The 12,354-nt window shown below is 39.5% G+C and carries 7 protein-coding genes; all 7 read right to left on the reverse strand.

Features of this window, described 5'->3' with window-relative positions; genetic code table 11:
• Nucleotides 1-312 precede the first annotated feature (312 nt).
• The 7 genes from OD355_RS12380 to OD355_RS12410 all read right to left on the reverse strand — a co-directional run bounded on the left by OD355_RS12380 (nucleotide 313) and on the right by OD355_RS12410 (nucleotide 12,280).
• A complete protein-coding gene (locus tag OD355_RS12380; RefSeq protein WP_263038803.1) occupies nucleotides 313-1,872 on the reverse strand; it encodes a family 43 glycosylhydrolase in 1,560 nt (519 codons plus the stop codon).
• Nucleotides 1,873-1,939: 67 nt separating this feature from the next.
• The gene (locus OD355_RS12385; RefSeq protein ID WP_263038804.1) at nucleotides 1,940-3,433 is read right to left on the reverse strand and encodes a family 43 glycosylhydrolase; all 1,494 of its coding nucleotides are present in this window, start codon (nucleotides 3,431-3,433) and stop codon (nucleotides 1,940-1,942) included.
• A 434-nt stretch (nucleotides 3,434-3,867) separates the two neighbouring features.
• Nucleotides 3,868-4,785, reverse strand: coding sequence for a glycoside hydrolase family 43 protein (locus tag OD355_RS12390; RefSeq protein ID WP_263038805.1), 918 nt, complete (start codon nucleotides 4,783-4,785; stop codon nucleotides 3,868-3,870).
• A 125-nt stretch (nucleotides 4,786-4,910) separates the two neighbouring features.
• Nucleotides 4,911-6,623 carry a DUF4091 domain-containing protein gene (locus tag OD355_RS12395; protein ID WP_263038806.1) on the reverse strand — a complete coding sequence of 571 codons (1,713 nt, stop codon included), beginning with the start codon at nucleotides 6,621-6,623 and terminating at the stop codon, nucleotides 4,911-4,913.
• A gap of 24 nt (nucleotides 6,624-6,647) precedes the next feature.
• A complete protein-coding gene (locus OD355_RS12400) occupies nucleotides 6,648-9,740 on the reverse strand; it encodes a DUF5107 domain-containing protein (protein WP_263038807.1) in 3,093 nt (1,030 codons plus the stop codon).
• Nucleotides 9,741-9,749: 9 nt separating this feature from the next.
• On the reverse strand, nucleotides 9,750-10,973 hold the full coding sequence (locus OD355_RS12405; protein ID WP_263038808.1) for a DUF4998 domain-containing protein: 1,224 nt from the start codon (nucleotides 10,971-10,973) through the stop codon (nucleotides 9,750-9,752).
• A gap of 113 nt (nucleotides 10,974-11,086) precedes the next feature.
• Nucleotides 11,087-12,280: a DUF5000 domain-containing lipoprotein gene (locus OD355_RS12410; RefSeq protein WP_263038809.1), complete on the reverse strand. Its 1,194-nt coding sequence runs from the start codon at nucleotides 12,278-12,280 to the stop codon at nucleotides 11,087-11,089.
• Nucleotides 12,281-12,354 lie beyond the last annotated feature (74 nt).

Raw genomic sequence — 12,354 nt, forward strand, 5'->3', positions numbered from 1 at the left:
AGGATTTGAGGATGGGATATTCACCAACGGTCAGTTGCGGATCATAGGATATTTTTGCAAAGTAATTTCACCTGTAGATGAATGCATTGAAAGCGCTGGCTGTTGTGTATTGCTACAGCTACGCAGGAATATTTTGATCCGGCTTCAGGCATTAGGAAAGAGGGCTTAGATTTTTGAACAAAAGAATGGGCTGCGGAAGCGCAGACGCGGCATTTTCACTCAATGGCATATGTAGTATAGATATTATTACATAAAGATTTGTACCCGGATAAACCTGGTAATTAAAATTATTTAAAATATCTGATCGTTAATTCATTCCCCCGCAGGAATTTCTAATTGAGAAGACGTAGATACTGGGGTGCCGAATATGGGTGCACCATTAGCATCCCAGCTTATTTTCTGTATTCTTGCCGTACGGCTGCCATTAGGAGTATTGGCTGTATTTCTTGCATGATAAAATATCCAATGCTCTGATCCGGAGGTAAAGAAACTGTTGTGGCCCGGCCCATAAACACCATTTGCGCTGGTAAACACCCGCTTTTTATTTACCCAATGAGCAGCGTTCATGGGATCTCCGCCACCGATTAAGTTCATAGTGGCCAGACTGTAATTGTCGCTGTTATAGCGGCTAACAGAAAATACCAGGTACCAGGTACTTCCGGAAGCCCTTTTTAAAATAATAGGGCCTTCATTTACCCCGGTAGCTCCAACAAAATCGCCATTAGCAGAGCCTTCGTATTTTTCCCAAACATTGGTTGGAGAAGATATATTAACTCTTGCGCTTGATATTGTCCAGGGGTTAGACATTGAAGCAATATAGAGATGCTGTTTAAATCTTGTAGCGGTACTTTCCCAACCTGACCAAATAAACCATTTTTGAGTACCAGACACCAGCACGGTACCATCTATTGCCCACTGGTTAGAAGCATCGGCAATTTTTCCTTTATAAACCCAGTTAGCTGTTGCAGGATCGTTATTGGCATTCTCCAAAACATGCATCCTGTGGTTATCTGCAGTTCCATCATTTGCTGCGAAATACATGTACCATTTTCCATCCAGATAATGTAATTCGGGTGCCCATATATTTTTTGAATAAGCAGTGCCGGCAGGAGGCGTCCACACTGTGACAGGTGCGGTCTGTGATAATAAGGACATCTTTTTTGTTTTCCTTATTCTAATATTGCTCCCCGTGGTGGCCATAGCATAATAATATCCGTCTTTTTGTGTTACAAACGGATCGGCAAAACTTTCAGCGACTATAGGATTTTGGAAATACAGGTTATGAAAAATAAATTGATCTTCTGTTCCAGTAAAACTCCCAGCCGGCTTCTGTACTATTCTGGTACCATTATTAGCATTGTTGTATTCCAGAGCAACATGCATCCCATTGCCTTTATTAACCAACCTATAGGTATTAGCAGCAACATTGAGCAATTTCCACCGTTGAGCATCTGTGCCATTATCCGTATATTGTTGCAACTGGCGTCCGGCTTCAGTTGTAGCTTGGGGTACATCAAGCGCCTTACCACTGTTAAGGTTGATGATTTTATAGTAAATGTCATCGACCTTGGTTACGCGCCATTTTTGTCCATTGTTTGGAAACCAACTCCACTGCTGCAAAAGACCACCATTATTCACATTCATACCTACCACTTCCATAACTGGGCCGCCGGATGTTTCGGGCACCAATCCGCGTATACGGTAGATTCCATCCGCTGCATACGTAGCTGAAGTAAGCGAAACCGTTGACGTTGGAGCAATAGAGGCAGAAGCCGCCTCTAAGAATCCGTCAGATTGAACCGTGCTTTTTCTGCACGCATTAAAAAGAACAAACGTTGCTATTATAAAAATATATAGTTTAGATAATCTCATTTGTGTATTATTAATATGGATAACTATGATAATTAAAAATTATTTTTAAATATATCTAATGCCTGATTCATTCCCCCGCAGGAATTTCTAATTGAGAAGAGGTAGATACTGGGGTGCCGAATATGGGTGCACCATTGGCATCCCAGCTTATTTTCTGTATTCTTGCCGTACGGCTGCCATTAGGAGTATTGGCTGTATTTCTTGCATGATAAAATATCCAATGCTCTGATCCGGAAGTAAAGAAACTGTTGTGGCCCGGCCCATAAACACCATTTGCACTGGTAAACACCCGCTTTTTATTTACCCAATGCGCAGCGTTCACGGGATCTCCGCCATGGATTAAATTCATTGTGGCCAGACTGTAATTATCACTGTTATACCGGCTAACAGAAAATATAAGATATACCGTACTTTCAGCATCTTTTTTTAATATAATAGGTGCTTCATTTACCCCGGTAGCTCCAACAAAATCGCCATTAGCAGAGCCTTCATATTTTTCCCAAACATTGGTTGGTGAAGATATTTTAGTTCTTTCGCCTGAAATTGTCCAGGGGTTAGACATTGAAGCAATATAGAGATGCTGTTTTAGTTTTGTTGCTTCGCTTTCCCAACCTGACCAAATAAAAAAATTTTTACCATTATGCTTCAAAACTGTTCCGTCTATTGCCCACTGATCAGAAATGTCTGAGATCTTTCCTTTATAAATCCAGCTTCTGGCAGAAGGATCTTGGCTTGTACTTTCCAAAACATGCATTCTTTGTCCCACACCTGCGCCGCTGGCAGCAAAGTAAATATACCATTTGCCATCAAGATAATGTAACTCGGGAGCCCATATATTGGACGTGTATGTTGTACCGGTTGCAGGTGTCCATATTATCCTGTTCTCAGACTGATTCAGCAACGACATATATTTAGTCTTCCGTATTCTTATATTATTGCCTGAAGTAGTCATCGCGTAATAATAACCATCTTTATAAACTACGTATGGATCGGCGAATCCGCCTTCTACGATAGGATTTTTAAAATATAAATTATGCAGTACAAATTGGTCTTCAGGTGCGTTACCATTGGACAATGTTTTTTGTACAATATTTACACCATTTATACCAACATACAAGCCGGTAGCTTTATTGACTAATTTATAAACATTATTGTGAACTTTTACAAACTTCCACCTTTGCAGGTCAGAACCGTTATCGGTATTCAGCTGTAATTGAGCACCGGAAGTATTTGTACTTTTTGCAGCTTCCAATGCCTTGTTGCTATTCACGTTTATGAGTTTATATACTTTACTCTCTACTGCTATAATATGCCATCTTTGTGCCGTATTCTCAGGCGACCAAACCGTTTGCTGTACTAAGGATCCGGATGCATCTACTGCAAAACCGTTTGTTTCTTCTGATATGAAGTTCCTGATACGATATATACTTTCTGGTATACTGTCGGACTTTACCGCATGAGTGGGTTGTACAATTATTTCATTTGAGTTGCTTGCTTTTTTACAAGCAATAAAAAACAGCAATAGGAAAACTACTTGCAGAGCCTTTACAGTTTTTTTCATATGTATATATTTTAGTTCGCCGCTTTGCGGCTGTTTTTAATGGTCACATGGAATTAGCTTATTCATCCGCGGTTGGTATGCAACTTTGCTTATGGTTGTTTCATGTGTATTTTTATATTTCAGTTTAATTTGATAGACGAATAGAATACAGCCCGCAGGGTATACAAAACGTGAATTGCGGCGTAGCGTGTTGATCTTAGTATTCATGTGCATGAAACACATTTTTGCATGCTACCCTGCTCAAACAAAACATCGGGTGACCGGTTGCATTAACGACTATTATTGATTTTGAAATGATGGGGCCGGCCTCGAACTTTTTCCATGGCCCAACCGGAGAATCACTCACTGCATAGCCTGCAGCATAATCTGGATTGCGGGAATTATTCCCGCTGTAAACCAGATAATACAAGCCGCCATTCTTACAAACCGTAGGCTTAATTCGCCGTTCTTAAAAAACTGAAAGTTTTTGCATCTGCCGTAAGAATATTTTTACCGTTTACATTTTTAAATACAAGATCAATAACAGCTGTTTTTCTATTGCCGACTTTTTCATTCAATTCATGTGTATGAAACACATATTGCATTTTATCCTGCTCAAACAAAATATCGCCATGGCCGGTCCCGTTAATGCCCAACATTGTTTTAGAGATGACAGGGTTTCCTTCATACTTTTTCCATGGCCCAACCGGAGACTCACTTACTGCATAGCCTACAGCATAATCAGGATTCCGGAAATCATTGGCGCTGTAGACAAGGTAATACAGATTTTCATGTTTAAAAACCGTGGGGCCTTCTGCTACCGGCCAGCTTACTTTCTGTGTATTTTCCCATCCGTCTTCAGCTGCTATACATTCTCGCAAAGTTTCCTCTTTGATTGAAGTAAAATCTGCATTCAGTTCAGCTACATAAATTTTGTTGCCTTTATTGAGCCGCACATGGTACAAATATATTTTTCCTCCGTCAACAAACACAAAGGGATCAATTTGCTTCAATGAAGAAGGTAATGGTTTATTTTCGTTGGTGAAGTTTCCTGTAGGCTTTTGAGCCGAAGCAATAGCAATATTTTCATTGGCCGTATAAGCCATGTAATATAAACCATTGTAAGAAAATACCTGTGGCGCCCAGAAACCCTGGGTGCCATATGCAGTACCTTTCCTCAATACGTAGCTTTCTTTTTTCCAATTGAGTTTATCGCGCGAAGTATATACCTTAAACCCATCTGGATCTGCGGTACCATATAAATAATAAACTCCTTTATCTGCAAATATAGTGGGATCAGCCAGTGAAATAATGGCGCCAACCGGAGGTTGAGGTTTTTCGCCGTTATTTTTACTACAGGAAAAAGCAGCCATAAAAAAGCATATTATTAAAGCGCTTTTTATTTTCCGCCGTGTGGCACGGCTGATACAATTTATTATTTCCAACATGCTATATTTTTTAATTTATAAAAAAATAATGGAATTAGCCGGCACTTGAACTATATACTGAGTTGCTCAAGCATTTGTTTTCTTATTTTCCTGAAATACATCACACTATTGTCATACTCATTAAACCCTTTAATGAGGTCGTCCACAAATTCTTTGGCTTTTTTAGGATCTTTCTTTTCCAGCATTTTCAACAGTTCATAATCATATATTCCATCGCGCATGGTTTCAAAACGTATAGAGGTATACAACTTCCTGTAGCCCGGATACACAATATACGCATCCCCGGCAGGCAGCTTTCCGCGATCCCTGGAAGCATCATCTATCAGCGGGTTGCCGCCATCCCAATAGTTTAAACCCCAATGCAGGAACCCTGTAGCACCGTATTTATAATTTATCCAATGCAAATATCTTGATTGTATCAGCGGTAGTTCTATAAAGCGGTTGGCATAATTGCCTCTTGGGCCCACACAGGTATAAAACCAGATCTCTTTGCCGTTTTTTTGCAGATCCTGGTAAAATTTATAATCTTTATGATACACATCCAATACAGGAATCCAAAGGTCTATACCATCTTTTACTTCTTTAGATGTAAGTACAGCTTCCATGATTTTTACATCCGGCATATATTTTTTTACATAGCGGCTTATTTCTAAATAAGAAGGAGAATTCTTAGCCGTAGGCTCATCTGAAATGTGTTGCATATATTTATGCAGCCATCCTTTTTGCTGCAGATGGTCCCTGAGAGCAGGCAAAAACTGATCTAAGAAATTTTGCGCACGCTTATCGCTTAATGGCAGTATCACAGAGCGCATACCATCATGCCTGTCGTCCGGCAAATGCGATTTTTGTATTTTCCTATTTTCTTCATTGTTTTCCAGTATCACCTCCACAAAAAACGGATCATCCCAACCGGCTGAACGCCAGGCTATATGGCCGCCTTCTATACGTTTTAGGACACCAGCTTTTTCAAATATCTCTACTTCTTTATCAAAGTTGGTAAAATCAAAAGTATATTTACCATCTTTAATCCGGAAGCCAGTATTTCTTAACGGGTATATACGGTTCACATTTTGGTTGTGCGAAGCCATCATATCTGCATGTACTTTAACAAGCTCCCAATACAGCGGTGAAAAAGCCTCTACTTTATTTCCCCTGTTTAAAGGCTCCAGTGACTTGGTGTTAGGATGGTTAGACCAATTGCTAATCCATAAAGAAGTTTGCGGCACTTTTACCGGATAAATTTTAATAACGAAATCCTGTTGAAAGGATTCTTTCCTCTTGTTAACCATTCCGGAAATATGTACTTTGCCTTTATAAATCCCCGAAGGTGTATTTACAGGTACAGGCACAGATATCCATAAAGGATTTATTTCGCCTGTATTCAAATTCAATGTAGTATCATCCACGATGGGATCAGGAAAATATCCTGAAACAGAATGTAAGATATCTCTTGAAGCGGGAATATAGCTTCTGCCTACAGGCACATAAGTAACCCAGCCGCTTTTAGCATACAATTTCTTGGCACCATTGTTAATGTTTACGGCTTCAATAGCAAGATTTTTTACTTCTTTGTTTGCTTTTGCCACTAACTGAACCGAAACAGTTTCCCCAGCTGCGGCATGCAAAGTGTCTTTTCGCGAATCGAAATAGGCCCTTTCTTTAAAAACTTTATCCAGCGGATCTACCTGATAAATAATTACACTTTGCGCATAACTTTTGATACTCATTAATAAAATCAAAAACAGAACTAATTTTTTTTCCATGATGTTATTTATTAAACTTTTTTACTAAAACAATCTTTCATCTTCCGTTACAGATATCAGTTTAAAGAAGCCGTTGAGTGCAGCATAATTTATACCTCTGCTTAAATCCTTATTCTTTATCACAAAATCTTCAGCACTTCTGATGAGCGTGTCCTTTTTCTGAAGGTTTTTCCATTTGTCAAATAGCGTTTCGGCCTTTTTTTCTTCCCCTCTATAATATAATGCCAGTACCTGCAACAAACTATTATCACCGGGAAGAGCTATGGTTGCTGTAGCAACTTTTTCGAAAAACTGGGCGGCAGCTTGCTTTTTTCCTGATTCATGCAGAATCAACCCTTGCATAAAATCCTCCGCACGCACATCAATCATATTGTCATACGGCTTGCCTACACCCATGCTTCTTGGCCAGCATCGTGCCTCACGTATATAATTAATGGCCTGTGTATATTTTTTTTGCTGAAGACTTTTAAGCGCTAATTGGAGTTTTGTTTCTTCATACAATCTTCGCCCTTCCAGCGCTCCTTCGAACGGCAGGATCTTGAGAGATGACAAAACATTGTTAGCCGCCGCATATTGATCATTCCTCAACAAAGTGCGTACGTACAGCATCCCGGAAATATAGTTTTCTTTGTGTTTTTTATAAAAAGGTTCAATCACACTCAATGCGCTTTGATAGTTGTGTTTTGATAAGTAAAACCTTGTCAGCGCATTGGTATATCTCCAGGAATCTTCATCATATTTTACTGCGAGTTGCAGGTCATTTTCCACAACAGCAGAGTCGGTATTTAAGGCTGCCCTTACACTATAGAACGGTGCAAAGCGCGGCTGTTGCTCAATTGTATTCAATAATGAAGCCGCCTTGTCTTTATTGTTTTTTGAAAGATGTAACAATGACGCGTAATAGGCAGGTTTCCAATCGTGGGAATTTTTTATTACCCAGGCTAACATATCATTCGCTTCTTCTCTGAACGGAAAAACAAAACCGGGCTCCGATGCTTCTGCCTTTTCTAAATAAGCGGTACCTGATTGATTGTCCTTATTAAAATAAGCCAACCAATAAAATTTTTCCGTATGTACGGGAGCCAGCAGCAACACTTCTTTTGCTTCTGAAACTCTTTCTACATGGTAATACCAGAGCGCGAGTTCTAAAAATGTCTGGAAGGGAAATTCATTGGTAATACTATTTACAAACGCTTCCTTATAATTTTCCGACCTATGCTCCATGTATTTTTCGAACAGTAAAAAGTGATTGAGCGGCTCCAAAACCGTAATATTCTTTTCTACTGCTTTGTTATTTTTATTTTGCAACCGGTTTATTAAAAATTGCAATTGCCATGCATCTATGTTATGGTGATTGTTGATTAAGGATTTAGCAGCATACTCCAAAGCATGTGCATAGTCTTTTTGTTTCAAATACAATTTAGCCATCTCGGTATATGCAGCGCTTCTGTATTCAGAGGTTAGCGCGGCTACTTGATAGCCGTCCAAAGCGTCTGCTGTATTACCTTTCTTTTTTGCAGCAAGAGCATAGTAATAATTAGATTGGGCGTCATACGTATCAATGCTCAATGCTTTTTTAGCAAAATAAAAAGCAGTATCATAATTCATTTTTCTATATTGCAGGTACGACATTAAAGACAAAGCGGGTACATAGTTGCCATCTTTTTGCAAACATCTGTTGAGGTACAACTCTGCTTCTGAATAATTGCGTAAGCCGGCCAGATCTCTTGCATAGATATACAATCCATAAACATCATTCCAGTCAAAATTCCCGGGGCTTGTTAAAGGCCGCTGTAATGCCTGCGTGCCGATCCGCCATACTTTCTCACCAACAACAACTGTTATGTTGTTCAGAGCAGCCATATTGCTATTTATCCTGAAACTGGCTGTCTGCAATGGTTTTAAAGCGGCAAAATCTTTAAACAATACATTGCCCAGGCTATCTTGTATAAGGAGCGTATCTTTTATAAAACAGAGTGGAGAAATTGTAAGCTCATCATTCGCCAAAAAAATTACGCCTGCATCGTTAGCATCTGAAACGCCGCCAGTACCTTTAAAAGGATACCAATATTCAATCCAAGTATCTGCCCCATAAGGAATAAAGGTTGTTTGTTTAAACGGTGTAAGACTGCTTGGAATTGAATTTTGATTGAATAACCTGCCGCTTTGCATTTCTACATACTGCCCATCTTTATCGGTCAGCAGTTCTTCCCAGATATCACCCTGATCGCTCAGCGCCCAGGAAAACATTTTCCTTCCTAACTTTTCATCACGCTTGGTAAAATGCATCATGCCATAATCATTATTTTTCCAATATGCGCCGAAGTATGGCTTACCGCTGCCCACAATATGGAAAGATTTTGATCCTTCATAATTGTTTTCTTTCCAGGAAGATATTTGCTTATTATTGACAGAATCGTAAGGCCATTGAATTTTATCGCCAAGGTGGCCGATACCGGCATTTCCGGGATATATCAATTCAAGATCTTTTTTTGCAGATACAGCGGCATTTGACCAGTGATAATATGGTTTTTCTTCTGCGGTGGCATTATACCAAAAAGAAGCGGTTGTAAAGTAAGCCTTATCTTTTTCAAGCTTTATTTCCACGCTCCAGCGTGTGCGTGTAAGCATTTCGAAGCTTACAATTACACAGGAAGCGCTACCGTTTTCGCCTGTTTTAATTAAATAATCTACCGGTGTGGACGTGTTGGGCGTATGGCCGATAACGCCATAATTAAATTCTATGCCACCACTTGTCCACGGGCCACGCATAGCCACATCTCTGAATTTTACTGCATTATTAGCATAGATGAAATACTGCCGGTTTATTTTATCGTAAGCAGACCATACTTTGCCTCCTATCTGCGGCATTATTTCAACACGCAGATAATCATTTTCAAGCTGTACTACTTTCCACTGCTTATCTTTTGCCTTAGATGTAAAGCCATCAAACCTGAAATAAGGGTATAGCTTTGAAAAGGATGGTACAGGATCCGGGTCTGAAAATTCATAAGTTGGAAAAGTCTTCCATATCTCCCGGACCGTTGCTACATTTTGTGCATGAATATTCATTCCTGATATACAAATCAGGAAAATACCATAAAATATTTTTTGCATATTGTGTAATTATTCAGGCATCTGCAGTATTCCTACTTCTGCCATTCGCATGTTTTGACTCGTACTTGTAAAAGATAATACAACCCCTAAAGACACTTCCGTAGGTTTGTCTAAAGTAAACTCAACAGACGCTGTTGCATTTTCTGCCAGGCCTGCAAATGATTTAGAGGCAATGGCCGTAGAGATATTACTAATGTCAGGCAGTGTATTTCCGCCGGCAACAACAATGTATCTTTGATCATTACCGCCATTGGCATTGCCGGTTACGGCATTTCTATAAATAAAAAAAGCATATTTTCCTTTTGGCAGCTTTACAGTTTGGTATGCCTTGCCATTTACAATTGTTTTGTCTGCTGCAACCCACCTTTCAAAGCCAAACCATTCGCCATTTTGATATTTGTCGTATGAGCCATATATTCCCCTGTTCTTTGCTGCCGCATTTACCATCCAGTCTTTTAATGTGCCCCACCTGGCGCCATCCCAGGCAGCGCGCACAAAAGGCTCTTCAAAATTTTTCATGTATAAACCCGTAACTTTCACTGGAGTTGTTTGAGTGGTCCAGGACGAATAAAAACTATCTATGGCTGTTGGCTGCGGTTTAAAGATAGAACGATACTGGAATGTTGTTGTGGCGTTTGGAAGAAGTGTATAGATAGAGTCTTTGTGATTAATTACAGGAATAATAGTATCATTGCCATATAAAGTTTTGTACCTTACCTGCCCGCCTACGAATTGCTCGTCCGGGTCTGACCATGTGAGTCTTACCGTGCCATAAGCATCATAAGGCGTAGAGCTTTTTACGCCTCTTGCCAATAATGATTTTTGATAATTTGAGCCATATACACGTCCGTATGCAGTGGCTTTTACTGATCTGTGGCCTTCATTATCATAAGTATAGATATCGAAGAAGTAAGCGCCTTCGGGCATATTGTTGATCATTAATCTTACCGTGTCTATGACATTTGTTTTCTGAACAGGATTTGAGATAGAATCTTTACCGTTGTTCCAAAAAACTTTGTAGCCGGTAACTTTAGGATCTGATATCAGGAGCCATTCCAACATGATACGATTTTGCCCTCCGTATGTTTTTATGGAATCTGCCCTGCCTACATAAACTCTTTCACCTCCTGCCAAAAATTGTTTATAATTGTCATCTACTTTTTTACATGAATGTACCGATATTATCACCGCAATGGTCAGCGTGACAATTGCACCTATATTTTTGAGTCGCATATGTATATTTTTAAGTTTTTGTAATGGACTATTAAAGAAATCGGGAGCATAACTTTTACCCTATTAAGATCATCCGAATCCTTTAATTGTTCCATTTGATACTGTTTGGATTTTTATTTTATAGCCTGGCCCCATAAGGTGATCTCTGCCAGATGCAGGTTATTTCTTTTATCCCAGGTTTCTAATAATTTAAACCTGAAGTATCGCACAGGCGGTGTGCCCGGAGGAAAATCAAAGCTCTCTCCGGCATTGGCATAACTTAAATCTTCTGCTGTAACGGTACCTATTCCCATTCCTGAGGGTTTTATTGATTCGCAGTCAAGAAGATGCACCCAGCCGTCCCAGCTTCCATCGGATGGAGGCGTATTTTGTATACCCCAGATTTCAAATCTTCGTGGCGCACCGGTGTTGTAAGCGTATCCGGCTGTTGTATACTGATTGATTTTAATACGGCTAAGTGTCACTGTCTGGCCCAGGTCTATGGTAAACCAATTCGGTATATCAGGTACCGGTATATCATTAGCCAGGTACCTGCAGGTATTGCATCCTACATAAGTATCCCAAAGTTTATGTATTTCTAATCCAGCCCAATAGTTGGTGTTATGATCATTAGGCAGTTTGTATACCTTCCAAAGTTTTTTATTAATCTCCTCTTCGTATATGGGAGTAAGATTTGAATAAAGCGTATCGGAAAAATTACCCCATAGATCCTTGAAAAAAAATGCGAAATCTGTAGGCACAGGTTGCATATTCCTGATATTATAGCTTCTTGATTCTGCTTGTGTATAGAGCCTATCCAGGCTTTTCCAGGTATTGGTACTGTCCTTTATAAATGCATAAAGTACTACTTCCTTCTTTAAGGGATTTTCAAACCTGAGATTAACACCACCAAAGTCTTCTTTGACCTGTAAAGATTCATATATACTTAAAATTGGCGGCTTTTGAGGTTGTATAGAAACGATAACCGGGTCAGAAACAACTTCACTTTTATTAACAGTATATAATTGCACTTCATGTCTTAAAGTATCAGCCAATCCCTCTATTAAAATATTGTTCTTAAAAGCAGAAGATATAACGGCTTTTTCCGTACCGTTTTGCAGTTTGTAAACGGCTTTTACATAGGTCACAGAACCCGTGTTAGGCAGGCTGTAATATATGATAGCGCCCCCAGGGGCATTTTCTACGATAATATTGGTTACTACCGCAGGCTTTCCTGTTGCATTGTCCAGCGGCCCCCAATCTTTTTCCTGGCATGCTGTAAGAAATAACAATATTGTTGCTATGAAGAAATACTTATAGTTTTTCATCTGTGTATTTTTTATCGTTTTTAATTGTCAGATGGAATATCCCTAAATCATCGCCTTAATGCTAAGGGTTAGGA

The sequence above is a fragment of the Haoranjiania flava genome (assembly GCF_025631005.1).
Classification (GTDB): domain Bacteria; phylum Bacteroidota; class Bacteroidia; order Chitinophagales; family Chitinophagaceae; genus Haoranjiania; species Haoranjiania flava.

What these genes read in the sequence shown, in the direction of transcription:
- OD355_RS12400 (WP_263038807.1), bottom strand. Translation starts at nt 9,740, where the DNA reads ATGCAAAAAATATTTTATGGTATTTTCCTGATTTGTATATCAGGAATG.
- OD355_RS12395 (WP_263038806.1), bottom strand. Translation starts at nt 6,623, where the DNA reads ATGGAAAAAAAATTAGTTCTGTTTTTGATTTTATTAATGAGTATCAAA.
- OD355_RS12380 (WP_263038803.1), bottom strand. Translation starts at nt 1,872, where the DNA reads ATGAGATTATCTAAACTATATATTTTTATAATAGCAACGTTTGTTCTT.
- OD355_RS12410 (WP_263038809.1), bottom strand. Translation starts at nt 12,280, where the DNA reads ATGAAAAACTATAAGTATTTCTTCATAGCAACAATATTGTTATTTCTT.
- OD355_RS12385 (WP_263038804.1), bottom strand. Translation starts at nt 3,433, where the DNA reads ATGAAAAAAACTGTAAAGGCTCTGCAAGTAGTTTTCCTATTGCTGTTT.
- OD355_RS12390 (WP_263038805.1), bottom strand. Translation starts at nt 4,785, where the DNA reads ATGGCTGCTTTTTCCTGTAGTAAAAATAACGGCGAAAAACCTCAACCT.
- OD355_RS12405 (WP_263038808.1), bottom strand. Translation starts at nt 10,973, where the DNA reads ATGCGACTCAAAAATATAGGTGCAATTGTCACGCTGACCATTGCGGTG.